A 16,167-nucleotide genomic window follows, 5' to 3' on the forward strand; every position below is an offset into this window, starting at 1 on the left:
ACGGGCCGCGAGGGAGGTAGCGCGTCAGCTGTCGGCCACACCACGCCAAGGCGGTCACCGCAGCAGCCGCTTCACGCCCTCGATAAAAAGGTGCCAGGCGGCATGAGCTGGTTCGGTGCTAGTGCATGGATGAGGGAAAGAAGCCCGCTCTGCCGCTTGCCGTTCCGGTGAAGTGGTAGGTGACGGCTTCGGAGAGCACCTTGGTGGGCGGGTCGCCGTTTTCGACGATGATGGCCTGGCCGGGGAAGGACAGCATGTCCTTGTAGAACCGGTCCACGACGGTGGAGGTCAGTTCCACGTCGTCGATGTCGTCGGGTTCCGGGTCGCGGTAGGTGACCACGGGTGAGTCCAGGACGACGAAGCCGAGATGGTGCAGGTCCCGGTCCATGCAGAAGCAGGCCAGCGCCGTGGTGAAAGCCGAGTGCAGGACCGCGCGCATACCTTGGCCGCACTCGATCCGCTTGCGGCCGCCCGCGCGGATCTCGGCGTAGTACTGGTCGTATTCGGCGTGGTCGGCGGCCGGTACCTGCCAGGCATTGAGGGTCTGTTGGAGGATGGAGTCGAAGTTGCCCACCGTGGCGGTCGGGATGTGCTGGGTCGGGCGCGGAGTGGCGACGGCCCCCTCACCGACCAGGCGGGATCTCTTGTCGTCGAGCTCCGCGATGCGGGCCTGCAGCTCCAGTTCCCGCTCGACGACGGACCGCTCCTCGACCAGCTCCCACGCCCTGTTCATCCGGTCCCTCGACCGTTGCGGCACGGGATCGCGCCGGTGGAGACTTTCGTGACCACCGGCGCGATCCTGTCTACGGAGCTGTTCCTTGCCGTCCGCGGGGATGGCCGTTGCTCATCCCTGGATGGTGAGAGTTACTTCTGCAGGAAGGACTGCAGTGCGGCGGTCACTTCCTTCGGCCTCTCCTCGTTCACGAAGTGGCCGGTCTTGGCCAGGACTCGTCCCTGGACGTTCTCAGCGTACTCGTGCCACTGGTTGGGGACTCCGGAACCGAAGGAGTACTCACCACCGATCGCCAGGATGGGCATCTTCAGCTTGCCCTGGGCCAGGAACTCCTTGTTCTGCTGAACATCCGTGCGGAGCCCACGGTAGACGTTCATCCAGGCCGTCGCACGGCCGGGCTCCTTCAGGAAGTGGGAGTAGTAGTCGAAGTCCGACGCCGTGAACGGCGACTTGTCGCGGTTCACGTACTCAAGCATCATGTCGTGGACGATGACGCGCTCGTGACCGGCGATGAGCTTTTCAGCGAGAGGCATCTGGAACAGGCCGAAGTGCCACGGCGAGGGCCTGTTCGGGTCGGCGTTGAGCGCGGCGTAGGTGTAGATGCTCTTGTCCGGGACGGGAGCTTCCATCACAGCCATGCTCCGCACCTCCGAGCGGTACTGCGCCGCGTAGCCGTAGGCGACCCACATACCGATGTCGTGGGCGACCACCTGGACGCCGTTGTTGAGCTTCAGCTGTGTCAGCAGCTGATGTACGTCCTTCGACAACTGCACTGCGTCGTAGCCACTCTTGGTGACCTGGGACTGGCCGGCACCACGCAGGTCGACGGCGATCACGGTGTGGTTCTTGGAGAGCGGAACCATCTCCTTGCGCCACTCGGACCAGTCCTCGGGGAACCCGTGGATCATCACCACAGGTGAACCCTTACCACCCCGCACGTAGTGCATACGGAATCCATTCACTTCCGCGAACTTGGACCGAAAACCAGCGGGTGGCTGAGACTGCGGGTAAGACGACGTCGGGCGGAGTGCCGAGGAGTCATGCTCGCGACTCTCACCCCATGCTCCGGAGCTCAAAGCCACGGAACCCACCAGGAGAGCCACCACAGCCGTGATGAGCGCGATGAGCTTGTTGATCTTCCCTGCTCCGGTACGTGGATCTTCGCTGGACAGCTTGCTGTCGCTCATCTTCTTGCTCTCTCTGTGTGTCGGGGTTCACTGCAGGCGCCGTGTACGCGGTGCTGCCGGGCTCCCGTACGGGTTGGTGCCGACGGTCGCTTTGGGCTTGTCGGCCCACTCCTGGAGTTAACGCTGTCCCGGACTGGGCTGTCAAGCCCAATCCAGGTATCGTCCGAAGCATGAACCCACCACAGAAGCTCGGGAGCCCCAGCCCGGTGGCGCTCTTGGAGCACTCCGAGGCCATCCAGGCGGCCTGCTGGTCGAAGGCGTAGGTGGGTCCAGTGCCGTGACGGGCCCCGGGCACCGCCGTCACCCCGTGTCGGCAGCAGTCCACCCGCGGCGCGTCGGCTTCCCGGAAGACCCGCATCACCCCGTGGTCGAGGTCCCGCCACCGACGCCGGCCCCGCCTGGCGTCGAACCAGGGCGCCGGACCGGCCCGGCGGTGGGCGGAGGCGTTATATCGCTCATGGGAACTCTCCGTTGTTATTGATATGACCTGTGTGCTACCCCCCTGCGAGTTGATGGCGGGCGGGGTCGTCATTGGCCGGAGCGTGCGGTGCTCCGGCGGCGAAGTCCCTGCGCGCCGTACACGTCGATGGAGCGGCCTCTTCCCCATCAGGCGTTGGACCGTGTCCCACCGACCCCACCATGCGCTGCAAGGCTGGCCCCGACTCGACCGAGTCGGGGCCAGAACCCGGGACTTCCAGCAGCCTTCCAGCTCGCACGATCAGGTCTGTACGGCTGTCGCCGGTGATGTCGCCGGGCGCGGTCAGCACGTTGTACTGCGGCCAGCCGGTGCCCAGTGCCCGCGCACTGCTCCTCGGACCAGGACTCGTACTCCTCTGCCGTGATCTGCTCACGCATCCACGCCGGGGCCACCATCTCGGCCGTCGTGAAGCACCTCCCGGGCACTGTGCAGCCGGCCCGATCTCGCTGGATTCAGCGGACTGTCTGCCATCCGTCCGGCGCGCCCGTGCGCAGCCGCCGGATGCTCGCTGGTTCGTGGCGGCGGCGCAGGGTGCGTTGTCCAGCACGACGGCGTGGGTCCGCACGTCGGCGTCTGCCGGCCTGTCACCAGCCGGTGGCGGGCTCATCACCGCTGATGCCGAGAACAAGCAGCGTCTGTAGCAGCACCGGCCCGGCGAACAGGGTCAAGAGGAACCCACATTCGAAGATGATCACCGACCAGCAAGCTGCGGTGGCGGCGGCCGGTGTGGCCTGCAGAAACCGCCACAGCCAATTCAAGGTCAGCCGGGTCGCGGACACGGTGATCATCTGCAACCGCACCATCTGCCTCGATCTCGCAGCCCGGCGCGGCGGCCGACCTCACTGACCACGGCACGGGCATCGTCGCCGCACGACTGATTTCGGATGCGGGACGGGCAGCGCGGAGCCCACCGGCGCCGGGCCTCACCGTTACTCACTTTCGGGTGAACGCCGTCGACGAGGTGGGGTGGCGGCGGCTGGCGGATGGCTGCCTCAGGGCCGTGATTCCAAGGAACATACCCCTGATATAACGTCAATCTGGTGCATAAAAGGTGTAGATGGTCCAACCAACTCGGTCCGCTCGCCTTCGGTCAGAACCGGCTCGGACTTCGGCCGACCGACAGCCCCGCGCTGCCCACGAGTTGGACGCGTCTCCCCGGGGAGAACGATCTCCACAGCGGCAGGGCCTCAGTGCACCACGCAAAGAAGTCGCCAACCAATTCCCATGATTTCCGGTGCATGACAGCAGCGACTTCAAGACAGTGGTTCCTTTGGTCAAAGGGTGCGACATCATCGGGTCTTGATCCCGCAAACCACCCTTCCCGGCGGATTGCTCCCTCCAGTACTGCTGGTCTGTTCACGTACTTGACGACGGGGGAGCGGGATGAGCCAGTTCGGTGTCGACCCCGACACTCTGATTGACGTTGCTGGGAAGTTCGACAGGGAAGCGAAGGGCCTCGCGAACCCGGTCGACGACTTCGCGGCGACCGCATCCGAGGTCGGAGAGGCCTTCGGCTTGCTCGGCGCCTGCGACGGTGCGGCGCAGAAGTACCAGACGCTGCTGGACAGCACCGTCAAGGCACTCGGGCACCTGCCCGGGGTGCTCACCAGTGACGGCGACCGGTTGCGTCTCAACGCCGCCAACTACAAGGACTCGGACCGGACCGCCATGGTCCACCTTCGTGCCGCGACCCAGCCGTCGGGAGGCTCGGCGTGAGCATCAACGGCTGGATCGACGGCAAGGTGCTGGAGATCCTCCAGGCGTGCGGGGTGGAGCTTCCTGGTGGTGACGGCGCCACGCTCCGCTCGATCGCCCGTGCCTGGGACACCATGGGCGACGAGCTGACCGAGGTCGTGCATGCCATCGACGTCGCCATCGGGGGCGTGGACAAGCAGGGCTGGCACGGTGAGGCCCGCGATGCCTTCGAGAAGCACTGGGCGGAGCAGAAGCGCGTCATCGACGACGTCGCGCGCAACTTCCACCAGGTGGCCGACGGGCTGCGGGCGTACGCCGACGAGATCGACAAGATCAACGAGGAGATCATCGACATCTGTGTCGAGATCGCCGAGATGGAGATCGCCGGCGCGGCGCTGTCCTTCTTCACCGGCTTCCTCTCCGACCTCGTCGCGAACACGGCCGTGGCCACGCGGGTGGCCAAGATCGTCGACCTGGTGAAGCTGTTCACGTCGGCGGCTGAGAAGGTGGCGGCGCTGCTGGAGCGGTTCGGCAAGCTCAGCGAGGAAGGGGCGGTGAAGCTGGCGAAGGTGGCCGAGTTCGCCGCGAAGTTCCTCAAGAAGGGTGCCGAGAGCTTCGTCACGAATTTCGTGGCGGACTCGGGCAGCACGATGCTCAACCAGGCCGTTAACGGCCAGCCCGTGACCGTCGGAGACGACCTCGCCAGCGGCGCTTGGGCCGCCGGCGGAACAGCCGTGTTCACTGGGGGCGGCGCGGCGCTTGCGGACGCAGCCGGACTGACCGGGGTGGTCGGCAACATCCTGAGGGGAGACGGCCTGCTGGGCACCACCGTCAACGGCGCCGCGGGCAACGTGGCCGGTGGACTCACGACTGACATCGCCAACGACCGGGATGCCTCGACGATGGGCCAGAACGCCCTCACGAACGCCGCAACCGGTGCCTTCGGGAACGCCCAGAACCACGGCGTCAACCATGCCTTGGAGCAGCACGGGAGTCTCGGCGGCAAGAACCTCAGTGACCGGGGCGAGCTGGCCGACAGCGCGTTCAAGAACACTGTGGGAACCACCTTGAACACGGGCGTCTACGCTGCCGGCTCCGGCATCGAGGCGGATGTCCAGGATCTGGCGAAGGACGAGTGAGCATGATCGGCGACGTGAGGCTTGCGGCCGTTTCGAACCCTAACCCGGACCACCCCGCCACCTGGGCCGGCTTCTTCTGGGCGCTCCTCGGGGTTGGCGGGTGCCTGATCGTCGTCATCGGCGCCGCCCTGACCGTCGCTCTCTGGAGCGTCAGCGATCAGAAGAAGTTGGGCAACTACGTTCTCGGGCCGGTGATCCTCGTGATCGGTCTTGCAATCGCCGGCTGGAGCTTCGGGCTGTTGTGACAGTGCACGACGGGCCCGGCGACATGATCCTGGCGGGGGTCGCGCACAACAACCCGAACTACGACACCGGCTGGGTCTCCTTCTTTGCGGCGCTCGTCCTGCTCGCGGGGTTCGTGATCGTCCTTGTCGGTGGAGCCATGTCCATCGGTATGCGGGACCTCGTAGGCCGAAGGAAGTGGGCCGGTTACACGATCGGGCCGATGATCATCACGATCGGCATTGCTGTCGTCGCCCTTGACGTGTGGCTGTGGTGACCATGTGTGGAGCCGGTGGTAGATGGTGGCGGCTTCGATGCCGCGTCGCCAGTGGGCGTGTTCGGGGTTGAGGACGCGCAGGTTGATGAATGCCGCCAGCTGCGCCGGGTCCCGGGGCGTGCTGAATTTCAGCAGTTCCCGGGCCGGTCCCGAGAGTCGGTCGCTTCGGTCGCTGGCCGGCCTCTCGTCTTGGCCCTCCTGGTCCCCGTTGCGGGTCTGTACGCCCCTGACACGGCTTGGGGCCTGGGGCTGGGCCAGAGCTTCCACGACGCGGGCGTCGTGTGCCCTGAGCGCTTCCAGCAGCTTGGCCAGGCCGCCGTAGGCCCGCGAGGTGAGCATGTTGTCGACCGTCTCGCTGGGCCCGAGCAGGACCGGCACCACGAGCGAGGCGACCTTGCCGTCGCCGGGCTGCATCCGCAGCGCCCGCCCGACGGCTTGGACGAGGTCGGGCATGGAGCCGCGGACGTTCGCGAAGTACACGGAATCACAGTGGGATGTATCGATGCCTTCGCCGAGCACCCGGACGGACCCGAGGAACGTCTTTTCCACGACCGTGCCGTCAGCAGCGACCCCCCGGGAGAACTCGTCCAGGACCCGGCGCGGATGGAGCGGCTTGTGCTCGCCGCACAGCCAGTCCGCCCACACCGCGCGCGGGTACAGCCCAGGATCGGTCCCGTACAACCGGCCGGCGACGTGGGGGAGGCCAGCCGCGAACGCCTCGGCTTCCTTGACGACGTGGTGGAAGACCAGCGTCCTGCGGAACCTTTCCTCGGCCGAGGCCTTTACCAGCGCTGTCTGCAGCGCCGCGAGCCGGGCGCCGCGTACCTGGTCCGAGCGGGCCTCGACGCCCAGGAGCTGGGCGGCCTGGAGATGGGTGTCGGTGATGTCCACGCACACCACCTGGTGCGGGGCGCAGATCCCGCGGTCGATCGCCTCGGACAACGTCAGCGTGTAGCACCGCGCCTCGAACGGGCCCTCTGGATCGTCTTCCATCGACGCGACCAGCTCACCCGGCACGCCCGGTGCAGCCTCCGTGTCCTCGTCGAGTTGCCAGAGCCGGGGTGTGGCGGTCATGTACAGGCGGCGCAGCGCGGGGATACGGGTGTTGTCGTGGACGACCGCCCATGGCTTGCCGATCCGGCCCGAAACCCGGTGCGCCTCGTCCACGACGATCAGCGACCACGCCGGAAGGCCGGTGGCGTGCGCGCGTTCCAGCGTGCCGAGCCCAAGGGAGGCGTACGTTCCTCACGCGCTGGCTGCGCTGATGTCGGTGGTGGGGGAGGGGCAGGCGTAGACGGTGGCGGTGACGCCGATGTGGTCGTGGCCGAGGAGTTTCTTGTTGACGACGAGTTCAATGCCCTCTTCCAAGAGGAGGGTCGCGGTCGAGTGCCGCAGGTCGTGGAACCGGATGCGGCGGAGCCTGGCACGGTGGAGCAGGTGTTGAAGTGCCGGGTGGGGGTGGCTCCCTCTATGGGGGCTCCGTCGGGTCGGGTGAAGACGTAGCCGCTGTCTTCCAGCACGCGGCCTCCGCTTCGCGTTCCTGACGCTGCCGGTTGCGGTGCTGTTCGAGGGAGTGCAGGTATGGCGTCGGCAGGGCGATGCGCCACCGCGTGCGCCTGCCGGGCCAGGCCGGAGGCGGTCGGCTTCCTGCAATGAAGCTGCGCCATCTTGAAGTAGCTGGTCAGGGCGCTGGTGTGACGCCGGTTCGGGGTGCTCGTGCTGGTCGTGGGTGGCAGTCTGGGGTGTAGATCGTCTGGCGGGGCGGTTTTGCCGATGAGTTCACCGTCCTCGAACGGTCTACCCAGCGACACGACCGTTCTCGACAGGAGTGCCATGTCCACCATCCAGCCAGTGATCATCACTCCCGACCAAGACGTCCTGTTGGCTTCTATACGAAATTGTTCGGCGCCGAGGAGATCTTCCGGCTACCGGCGGAAGGCCCGGCCTTCTACCTCGGCTTGCGCATCGGCGACACCGACCTCGGGCTGGTGGCCAAGACGGACCCTGGGGCCGGGGCGGCACCGCGGACCCTCTCCGGCGCTCCGCGCCGGAGAGGACGAGACGAGGACGCAACAGCCCCGAATAGGTGACAGAGGCCTCGGTGCCGACCCCCCCGCCTACCTCGCCGAGACACTCACCGACCCCGACGCCCACGGCGTCGATCTGGACCGCACCGCCGTCTTCTGCTTGGCCACCGGCAGCGAGTGGATCCCGCCGACCGAGCCGGAGGTCGCCCGGCTGTTCACTGGCTGGGCGACGAGCTGGCGAGCTGTTACGTCCCGGCGCTGTGGCCGCCTGCTTGAGGCAGCCCTCGCCAGGGCGCGCGCCGCGGGTGTCGGCGGCCGGGCACGGACCGGTTCCCGGCGCCCGACCTGGACGCGGCGGCGTCAATCGTCGTCACCGGCAGTCTGGTCACGGCCGCCGAGACGGTCCGGCCCGATCGTCCGACGGACCGTCGCCTGTAGCCCCGCGGTCTGCCGACCACCGCGGGGCTACAGGGCAGGCATATGCCGACGGGTTCAGTCGGACACCAGGTGCGGGATCCGCTCCACCGGCGGTGCCGGTTCGTCCGACAGGCCGACCCGGCGGTGCATGCGGCGCAGCGGGGCGGGGGCATACCAGGCCGCGTCACCGAGGAGCCGCATCACTGCGGGGACCAGCACGCCCCGGATCAGGACGGCGTCCAGCAGGATCGCCAGGCCGGTGCCGAGGCCGAACAGCTGCAGAAAGCTCACCTTGCCCGTGACGAAGGCGAAGAAGCTCACGGCGAGCAGTCCGGCCGCAGTGGAGACGATCCGGCCGGTGCGCGCCAGGCCCTGGGTGACGGCCTCGCGTGGCGTGGCCCCCTGGCTGTGCAGCTCCGTGATCCGGCTGGTCACGAACACCTCGTAGTCCATGGACAAGCCGAAGGCGATGCAGAACATCAGCACCGTCATCGACGTGTCCATCGGCTGCGGGGTGAAGCCCAGCAGACCGGACAGGTGCCCGTCCTGGAAGATCCAAACCATCGCCCCCAGCGTCGCCGACAGGCTGACCGCGTTGAGCAGCAGGGCGCGCAGCGGTTGCACCACGCTGCCGGTGAAGAGGAAGAGCAGCAGGAAGGTAGTCAGGGCCACCAGCCCGACGGCGGCCGGGAGCTTGCTGCCTACCGTGTGCTTGGCGTCGACCAGCACGGCGTCGCCGCCGCCGACCAATGTGTGCACCCCGGCGGGGGCGGGCTGCGCCCTGAGCGCGCGGACGAGGTCCTGGGCGCCGCCGGAGCGTGGGGTCCAGGAGCTGGTCACGGTGAGGTGCTCTGCGTTCGGGGCGCCGAGCGCCGTCTGCCCGGGTCCGGCGGCCATGAGCAGCGTGCCGTCCCGGAAGGTTCCGGCGCTGCTGTCGACGCCGGTGACACCGGGGAGCCGGGAGAGTCCACGGGCGTAGGAGCTGAGCGAAGTGGCGTCCACCGGTGCATCGGTGACGATCTGTATGGCGGAGGTGTCGTTGCCCGGGAAGCGGGTGTCCAGGAGTTCGGCGACCTGGCGGCTGGGCGCCCCGGTGGGCAGGACGCGCTGGTCGGGCGTGCCGAAGGTGACGCCGAGCAGCGGGCTCGCGGCGAGCAGGAGCAGCGCCGTGACGGGCAGGGCCCAGAGCAGCGGTCTGCGCATGACGCGCCCGGCGAGCCGTCCCCAGGCGGGGGAGTCGGCGCCGGGAACGGTCCTGGGCCAGGGCAGGCGCCAGGCGTTGACGCGTGTTCCGAGTAGGGCGAGCAGGGCGGGCACGACGATCAGGGCGGCCAGGGCCGCGATGACGACGACGCCGATGCCGGCGTAGGCGAAGGAGCGCAGGAAGAACTGTGGGAAGACCAGCAGCGCGGCGAGCGCGGTGGCCACGGTCGCGGCGGAGAAGAGGATGGTGCGTCCCGCGGTCCGGACGGTTGTGACCAGCGCGTCCCGCACCTGCTGCCCGGCGGCGAGCTCCTCGCGGAAGCGGCTGACCAGGAGCAGCGCGTAGTCGATGCCCAGGCCGAGGCCGAGCGCCGTGGTGAGGTTGATCGCGAAGACCGACACGTTGGTGAGACTGCCGAGCACGTAGAGTTCGGCGAAGGTACCGAAGATCGCGATGACGCCGACGGAGAGCGGCAGCAGGGCCGCCACCACGCTGCCGAAGGCGAGGACGAGTAGCAGCAGCGTGAGCGGGACGGCGATGCCCTCGGCGAGCGCCAGGTCTTTGACGATCTGGGTGGAGACGTCGTGGTTGACCCCGCGCGGGCCGCCGACCAGGACGTCGACGGCGCCCCGGTCGCCGCCGTAGCGGGTGACGAGGTCGGCGGCGGTTGTGGCCGCCTGCTGGTCGGAGCCCTGGACATGGGCGGAGATCAGCGCGTCGCCGCCGTCGGCGGTCCGGAGCCCGGCCGGCTTGCCGTCCCAGTACGAGACGACGCGGGAGAGGCCCGGCTCGCCGCGCAGGCGGCTGGTCAGCTCGCGCCCGGCGGAATCGGCGGCGGCCGAGTCGACGCTGCCGGTGTGCGGATGGACGACGAGGACCAAGTCGGTCTGGCCACCGAACCGTGCGGTGAGCAGCTTGGCGGCCTGGCTGGACGGCGACTGCGGGTCGTCGAATCCGCCGCTTTGCAGCTTGCCGAAGGCGCCGATGCCGAGAGCCGCGGCGGCGACGAGGGCTACGGTGGCGAGGACGAGCAACAGGCGTGCCCGCCGATGGGCGAGGTACCCGAGTCGGGCCAGCGGCCCTGTGGGTTGGTCGTTCATGGATGCATCCCGGGAATCTGCGTGGAATCTGGCCGCGAGCGCTGTGGCCGCGCTCTATGTTGACGCTGTTCACATAGTAGGGAGGGAAATGCTAACACTGTCAACATGCGGGAGGATGAGCTGGTGAAGGAGCGAACCCAGCCGCAGCGCCGTGCCTACCACCACGGCGATCTGCGCAACGCGCTGTCCACGGCCGGTGTCGAGCTGGCGCGCGAAGGCGGCCCCGAGGCGGTCGTCCTGCGCGAGGCCGCACGCCGTGTGGGGGTCTCACCCACCGCCGCCTACCGGCACTTCGCCAGCCACGCCGACCTTTTGGTGGAGGTCAAGCACCAGGCCCAGGCTGCACTGGCGGACGCCATGGAGGCCGCCCTCGCGTCGACGGCAGGGGATGCCGCGGTCGATGCAGGCGGAGGGGAACAGGCGACGCGGCGGCTGCGCGCGATCGGCTGGAGTTACGTCGACTTCGCCCGCGACCAGTCGGGGCTCTTTCGCACCGCCTTCTGCCGTCCCGAGCTGACCTCGCAGGGAGTCCCGGCGCAGGCGCGGGACCGGACCGAAACCCTGGACCACTTCGACGCGTTCCGCTCCTTCCACCTGCTGAGGGATGTGCTGGACGAGCTGCTCGCGGCGGGTCTGATCGCTCCGGCGCGCCGGCCCGGAGCGGAGGCGGCGGCCTGGGCGGCGGTGCACGGCCTGGCGACGCTGATGCTGGACGGTCCACTGCGCGGGTTGTCGGACCCGGCCCGTGGCCAGGTGGTCGAGCAGACCCTCGCCATGGTCGCGGACGGGTTGCGGGCTCCCTGAGTCCCTGTGACCGCCCTCTCGGCCCTGCCCCGGTCAGCGGTGCCGCATAGGTCCACCCGTGGGCCGCCGGGGCCGCCACGGCGTTCGGCCCACGCGACGCGGTTCTGCGCGGACGTACCCAATCGCAGGTGCGCGGGTCGGTGCAGCCGTGCGAATGCCAGGCCAACACCGCCTTCACCGACCCCGAGCACCTGATGCGGGCCCTTCGGCACGGCCTCCGCGAGATCCAGTACCGCAGCAACCTCATCGACGGATGTCTCGCTGAAACCGGCCTCACCTTGGCGACACCACGCCAACAAAGTCAGTAGCCGATTACTTTGCTCGAACGTCACCGAGACCTCCGGACTCCTGCGGCGATGTGGTTCCCGTCGTACCGCACATCAAGGGACAGGCGGGAGTAGCCCTGCACGGGACAGTCCGGGAAGCCGACACGCTCAGCGTGGGAGTCGCGGCCCCCAAGCAGCGTGTCCGCTGGCCAGCGAATCGCGTCGGTGGCCCATGACGAAGACGCCCGCACCCAGTCCCGGGGACGTTCTCGCGGTCGCCCCGAGGAGGTGGCCGACTACCTCGGGCCGCTGCCGATTCAGGCCATGCGCGGCCTCGGTGTGCGAGGGCAGCATCCACTCGGTCAGGCTGCTCGCTGCCACCTCACCACCCTGTGGACGAGGTGATCGCCGGTGCTGCGGACAGGGGTCACCCACCGAGCCTGATCGGGCACGCACGCGCTGCCGGCATCTCGTTGTTCGCTTTCACCGGGCTCATCCATCATGCCGTGCGCGTATTCTGCTGGCCGCCCGCAAGATCCGCGCAGTGCCATTGCTGCGAGGGTGAGACGGCAAGACTGGGGGAGGGCACGTGAAACCGGTGGAGGCGACAGATCCGGCTGCTGTCGGGGGCTACCCGATCTTGGCACGCCTGGGCGCCGGAGGCATGGGCCAGGTCTATCTGTCCCGTACGACGGCCGGACGGCCGCTCGCGTTGAAGACCGTTCGCCCGGACCTGGCCGAGGCACCCGACTTCGAGGCACGGTTCGCCCGGGAAGTCCGCAACAGCGACCTGGTCCGGTCGCCGTTCACCGTCTCCGTCATCGACTTCAGTCCGCCTGGCCACCGCCCCCAGTGGCTTGCGACCGAGTACGTCCCGGCGCCGTCGTTGGCCGACTGGGTCGTGGCACAAGGGCCGCTTCCGCCGGCCGCCCTGCGTGCGCTGGCCGGTGAACTGGCTGCCGCTGTCGCGGCTGTGCACGCCTGCTCGCTGGCGCACCGGGACATCAAGCCGTCCAACATCCTCCTGGGCCGCGAACGGCCCATGCTCATCGACTTCGGTATCGCCCGGGCAGCCGACGACTCACGGCACACCCACAGCGGCGGCGTCATCGGCTCTCCGGGCTACCTGGCCCCCGAGCAGGTCTCCCGAGGCATCGTGACCGAGGCCGGTGACGTTTTCGCTCTCGGCTGTGTCCTCGTGTTCGCGGCGATGGGACGCAGCCCGTTCCAGCATCCGGGCGAGGAGGTCTCGGCGGCCTCGCTGCTCTACCGCATCGTGCACGAGGAGGCTCACATCGAGGCCCTGCCACCGGAGCTGTTGCCCGTCGTGAGACGCTGCCTGGCCAAGCAGCCTGAGCAGCGACCTATCGGCAGGGAACTGACCGACCTGCTGCCCCGCCGATCCGGCTCGACCTGGAAACAGATCCTGCCACCTGGCCTTGGTGACGAACTCGCGGCCCGCGAGGCGGAAGTGGCGCGCCTGATCACGTCACCCACGGTCATGGCACCGACCGTCATGACGGCTCCGGCACCGCCCGCCCGGACCGCCGCCCTGCCCCCCGCCGGCGCAACGGCCCCGCCGCCTCCGGTCGAGGCCGGCCCGGTAGGCGTTTTCGGAAACCCGCCGCCCTCCCCGGGCGCAAGGCCGAGCGGTCCCACTGGCGTATCGCCCGCCGCCACCGGCACCAGGCAGTCCACGACATCGATGTCGCGCACTTGGTGGATTGCTGCCGCGGCTGCAGCGGCCGTCACCGTGACCATGGTCGCGTTGTTTGCCCCGTTCGACGGACGCGACGATCGGGCGGGAACGGACACGAAGGGCGGCGGGCGCCCCACGCCTTCCACCTCGGCGACCGTGCCGACGCTCCTGCGAAAGTGGACGGGAGTCTGGACCGGCACGGGGCCGGGCAACCCTCACGCTGATGGACGACTCGCGCCGCGCACCACTTCGTTCAAGGTCACGCTGACCCTGCACCCCGCCGCCGTGGGAGAACTCGCCGGCAAGCAGGTCAGCAACGTCACCGAGGCCGGCACTCAACGCGAGGTGGGCTGCACCGAAGCCCTGGAACTGCGGGGCGTACGCGGAGCCACCGTCACCTTCCAGGCGGTCACAAGCCACCCCACCGACCGCTCAGCCTCCGCGCTGACCTGTGAGAAGGGGCACGTGTACGTTGTGGAGTTGTCGGACGACGACACGATGACCCTCGGCGAGGAGGGCGCCCAGTCTGCAGGCGCGCCCTCCCGCCTTCACCGCAGCCCGGGCACCCGATGACGACCTCACCACCCCGGCCGAACGCGTCACACCGGCGCCCGCTCGTCGGCGACCTCCGGCAATTCTTCTACCGCTTCCGCCGACCGTATCCCTGACGAAGCTCCGAGCTGTGCACAGCCGGCTGCTGCCGATCCTGGTGTCTCCGTCTGTTGAGGGACGGCCGCCTTAGGCCGAATCGGGCACGGCACGGCCTTCATGTTCCGACCTGTGGAAACGATCCCGGGGGCCCGAGGCTTGCATTTTCGCGGGGATCCGGCCGCAACGACATGGTGGGCGTCGGCCGCCACGGCGCGGACGGTGGCGGTCTTGGGGGCGGGATCCCGCTGACGCCGGGTTTCCTACTCAGCTTCGGTGGGGACTGTAAATCGTTCGGTGTAACTCCTGTGTAACTCCCGATCACGGAAGATGCATCGATGACCAGCGAGAACGTAGCCGAGCACGAGGCCGGCGAGTCGGCAGCGGCCGTGTCGGCGAAGGCCGTGGACGACCAGCTCCCATTATCCGACGGCGAAGGGAGGAGTCCTCCTTGGACAACTCCCTGGCTGCCTTATGGCGGCCGGATTCCATTCGGCGGTGTCGGACCGGTCGGGGTGCGCGGGGCTGTTGTCCGGCCGCATCGGCAGCCCCAGCCGCCGACCGCCGCGGTCAGCCCAGATGTCACCGAGGACGACTTGGATGATGCCGGTGACGGGAATCGCCAGCAGGGCACCGAGTATCCCGGCGACTTCGGCGGCGATCAGGATGGCCAGCAGCACGGTGAGGGGGTTGAGTTTGGCCGTTCGAGACAGGATGACCGGTTGCAGGAGGTGGTTTTCGGCCTGCTGATAGACGATGAAGAAGACGATGGCTCCGATGCCGGCCAGCAGGGAATGAACGAACGCCACTGAGGAGGCGACGACAGCCCCTATGGTGGCGCCCACCAAGGGAATGAGGTCGGTCACGGCGACGAAGAGGGCCAGCAGGCCGGCGAACGGCACTCCGGAAACCAGCAGCACCACGTAGGTCAGGAGCCCGCAGATGATGCTGATCAGCAAGTTTCCGGTCAGGTAGCCGTTGACGGTACGGGCGCACGCGGCTCCGACGCGGCGTATGCGGGCCGCGGGTGCCTCCTCCACGAGGGCCAGGGACCGGTCTATGGCCTTGGGGCCCTCCAACACCATCAGATAGGCCAGGACAAAAATGGTCAGAGCGCCTGCCACGGTGGTCGTAGCACTGCGGACGAACTTCAAGGCAGGCCTGCTCAGCCCGGTGGCGAATGCGTGAATCTGCGCCTGATGCCGCTGGACATACCGCAGAGCGTGGATCCGCTCCAGCAGGTTACCGACTGGCCCGCGGTCGGCCCGGGCGTCGCTGATCATCACGGGCAGACGACCGGCGAACCGGCTTCCCTCCTGAGCCAGGGGTATGACGAACAGGGCGACCACCGCGCCAACGGCCGCGGCCGCAGCCACAAAGACCAGCAAAGTGGCCACCGACCGTCGGCACCGCGGCACCCGTCGCTGCAGCGCCTCGACCGCGGGATGAAGAGAGACGGCCAGGAACAACGCGATGACCGCCCAGATCAAGACCCGGCGAGCCTGGACCACCAGCTCGAGTACGACGTAGGTGGCGAGCACCAGACCGATGGTGGCGAGGATGGTTCGCACCGGAACCGGACGCGTCGCCATGGGCACTGGGTTCCCAGCCGCTGTCTCGGCAAACGAGGAACCCCTCGCCCCGGGGAGACGTGATCTCCCTGCCGTCACACGTGCCAGCCTCTGAGACAGGCTGCGTCAAGTCGCCGCCAACCCACGTGGGAGTAGGTGGACACAACCAGCGGATGCCTCGGCCGTCCCCCACGGACCGCCGCCGAGGCGGCCTTTGTCCTGCTACGGCGGCTGGCACATATTCGCTGGGAGGCCGGTTACGCCCTGCGCATTGGCCGCCTCGATCGGCTGGCGCCGGAGAAGACTCCGAGCTCTCATCGGTACACCGCGGCTGAAGTGGGCACCACGGTAAAGAGATCATTCACATGATTGGCCGGCACCTGAACGTCTCGACTCAGCAGGCCGCAGAGACTTCAAGGGCTTGCCGCTCATTCCCCGGCATTGGCCTCGTGGCTGATGCCGTGCAGTGGGAGCGGTAGCGAACCTTCTGCGTGAGCGCGTTTCCGTGGCTCATCCACATCCAGATCCGTGCGCCGTCCGGCCCCGGGGCACGCAGGATGGGAAAAGCCGTGGGGCCGGCGGCGGTGGACACGTTGCGGGGACCGGTCCGGGCGCCGTGGCCCTTAGACGTCGTTTCAGTTGGTGAGTCGGCGGTAGCTGATGAGGGCTGCGGCGATGCCGGCGAAGGCGAGGAAGTGTT

Annotated in this window: 11 protein-coding genes and 4 pseudogenes; 7 read left to right on the forward strand and 8 right to left on the reverse strand. The window is 68.4% G+C overall.

What is annotated here, in order from left to right:
• Positions 1–118: 118 nt before the first annotated feature.
• The 4 genes and pseudogenes from LZ604_RS33755 to LZ604_RS33775 form a co-directional block, all read right to left on the reverse strand.
• On the reverse strand, positions 119–733 hold the full coding sequence (locus LZ604_RS33755) for a hypothetical protein (protein WP_234519917.1): 615 nt from the start codon (positions 731–733) through the stop codon (positions 119–121).
• Positions 734–864: 131 nt separating this feature from the next.
• Positions 865–1,641 carry an alpha/beta fold hydrolase gene (locus LZ604_RS33760; protein ID WP_234519918.1) on the reverse strand — a complete coding sequence of 259 codons (777 nt, stop codon included), beginning with the start codon at positions 1,639–1,641 and terminating at the stop codon, positions 865–867.
• Between the two features lie 1,070 nt (positions 1,642–2,711).
• Positions 2,712–2,793 (reverse strand): annotated as a pseudogene (locus LZ604_RS33770) (Uma2 family endonuclease); the annotation flags it as partial.
• Between the two features lie 189 nt (positions 2,794–2,982).
• Positions 2,983–3,186 (reverse strand): hypothetical protein, encoded by a 204-nt coding sequence (locus LZ604_RS33775; RefSeq protein WP_234519919.1) that lies wholly within the window; start codon positions 3,184–3,186, stop codon positions 2,983–2,985.
• A gap of 595 nt (positions 3,187–3,781) precedes the next feature.
• Between LZ604_RS33775 and LZ604_RS33780 the strand changes: the two genes are divergently transcribed.
• From LZ604_RS33780 to LZ604_RS33790, 3 genes are read left to right on the forward strand one after another with little or no spacing between them, the layout of a single operon-like run.
• The gene (locus LZ604_RS33780; RefSeq protein ID WP_234519920.1) at positions 3,782–4,114 is read left to right on the forward strand and encodes a WXG100 family type VII secretion target; all 333 of its coding nucleotides are present in this window, start codon (positions 3,782–3,784) and stop codon (positions 4,112–4,114) included.
• Positions 4,111–5,232: a WXG100-like domain-containing protein gene (locus LZ604_RS33785; protein WP_234519921.1), complete on the forward strand. Its 1,122-nt coding sequence runs from the start codon at positions 4,111–4,113 to the stop codon at positions 5,230–5,232. Before LZ604_RS33780 ends, LZ604_RS33785 begins: the two co-directional genes overlap by 4 nt.
• A gap of 2 nt (positions 5,233–5,234) precedes the next feature.
• Positions 5,235–5,477 carry a hypothetical protein gene (locus tag LZ604_RS33790; RefSeq protein WP_234519923.1) on the forward strand — a complete coding sequence of 81 codons (243 nt, stop codon included), beginning with the start codon at positions 5,235–5,237 and terminating at the stop codon, positions 5,475–5,477.
• Here LZ604_RS33790 and LZ604_RS33795 read toward each other — a convergent pair.
• On the reverse strand, positions 5,408–6,898 hold the full coding sequence (locus LZ604_RS33795; protein ID WP_443732473.1) for a hypothetical protein: 1,491 nt from the start codon (positions 6,896–6,898) through the stop codon (positions 5,408–5,410). The two genes, LZ604_RS33790 and LZ604_RS33795, sit on opposite strands and share 70 nt — an antisense overlap.
• Positions 6,899–7,018: 120 nt before the next feature.
• Positions 7,019–7,349, reverse strand: a pseudogene (locus LZ604_RS33800) (tyrosine-type recombinase/integrase); the annotation flags it as partial.
• Positions 7,350–7,564: 215 nt separating this feature from the next.
• Here LZ604_RS33800 and LZ604_RS33805 point away from each other — a divergent pair.
• Positions 7,565–7,764: pseudogene (locus LZ604_RS33805) on the forward strand (VOC family protein); the annotation flags it as partial.
• 486 nt (positions 7,765–8,250) lie between these two features.
• Here LZ604_RS33805 and LZ604_RS33810 read toward each other — a convergent pair.
• Positions 8,251–10,479 (reverse strand): MMPL family transporter, encoded by a 2,229-nt coding sequence (locus tag LZ604_RS33810; RefSeq protein WP_234519924.1) that lies wholly within the window; start codon positions 10,477–10,479, stop codon positions 8,251–8,253.
• A 105-nt stretch (positions 10,480–10,584) separates the two neighbouring features.
• Between LZ604_RS33810 and LZ604_RS33815 the strand changes: the two genes are divergently transcribed.
• The 3 genes and pseudogenes from LZ604_RS33815 to LZ604_RS33825 all read left to right on the forward strand — a co-directional run bounded on the left by LZ604_RS33815 (position 10,585) and on the right by LZ604_RS33825 (position 13,821).
• Complete coding sequence (locus tag LZ604_RS33815; RefSeq protein ID WP_234519926.1) at positions 10,585–11,283, forward strand: TetR/AcrR family transcriptional regulator; 699 nt, start codon at positions 10,585–10,587, stop codon at positions 11,281–11,283.
• Positions 11,284–11,444: 161 nt separating this feature from the next.
• A pseudogene (locus tag LZ604_RS33820) lies at positions 11,445–11,591 on the forward strand (IS630 family transposase); the annotation flags it as partial.
• Between the two features lie 547 nt (positions 11,592–12,138).
• The gene (locus tag LZ604_RS33825) at positions 12,139–13,821 is read left to right on the forward strand and encodes a serine/threonine-protein kinase (protein WP_234519928.1); all 1,683 of its coding nucleotides are present in this window, start codon (positions 12,139–12,141) and stop codon (positions 13,819–13,821) included.
• 497 nt (positions 13,822–14,318) lie between these two features.
• Here LZ604_RS33825 and LZ604_RS33830 read toward each other — a convergent pair whose 3' ends face one another.
• On the reverse strand, positions 14,319–15,488 hold the full coding sequence (locus LZ604_RS33830; RefSeq protein WP_234519932.1) for an AI-2E family transporter: 1,170 nt from the start codon (positions 15,486–15,488) through the stop codon (positions 14,319–14,321).
• Positions 15,489–16,167 lie beyond the last annotated feature (679 nt).

Source organism: Streptomyces glomeratus (assembly GCF_021462825.1).
GTDB classification, from domain to species: domain Bacteria; phylum Actinomycetota; class Actinomycetes; order Streptomycetales; family Streptomycetaceae; genus Streptomyces; species Streptomyces glomeratus.

Bases quoted from the DNA above. Each gene is read 5' to 3' on its own strand.
- LZ604_RS33755 (WP_234519917.1), bottom strand. From the start codon at position 733: ATGAACAGGGCGTGGGAGCTGGTCGAGGAGCGGTCCGTCGTCGAGCGG.
- LZ604_RS33760 (WP_234519918.1), bottom strand. From the start codon at position 1,641: ATGATCCACGGGTTCCCCGAGGACTGGTCCGAGTGGCGCAAGGAGATG.
- LZ604_RS33775 (WP_234519919.1), bottom strand. From the start codon at position 3,186: ATGATCACCGTGTCCGCGACCCGGCTGACCTTGAATTGGCTGTGGCGG.
- LZ604_RS33780 (WP_234519920.1), top strand. From the start codon at position 3,782: ATGAGCCAGTTCGGTGTCGACCCCGACACTCTGATTGACGTTGCTGGG.
- LZ604_RS33790 (WP_234519923.1), top strand. From the start codon at position 5,235: ATGATCGGCGACGTGAGGCTTGCGGCCGTTTCGAACCCTAACCCGGAC.
- LZ604_RS33810 (WP_234519924.1), bottom strand. From the start codon at position 10,479: ATGAACGACCAACCCACAGGGCCGCTGGCCCGACTCGGGTACCTCGCC.
- LZ604_RS33815 (WP_234519926.1), top strand. From the start codon at position 10,585: ATGCGGGAGGATGAGCTGGTGAAGGAGCGAACCCAGCCGCAGCGCCGT.
- LZ604_RS33830 (WP_234519932.1), bottom strand. From the start codon at position 15,488: ATGGCGACGCGTCCGGTTCCGGTGCGAACCATCCTCGCCACCATCGGT.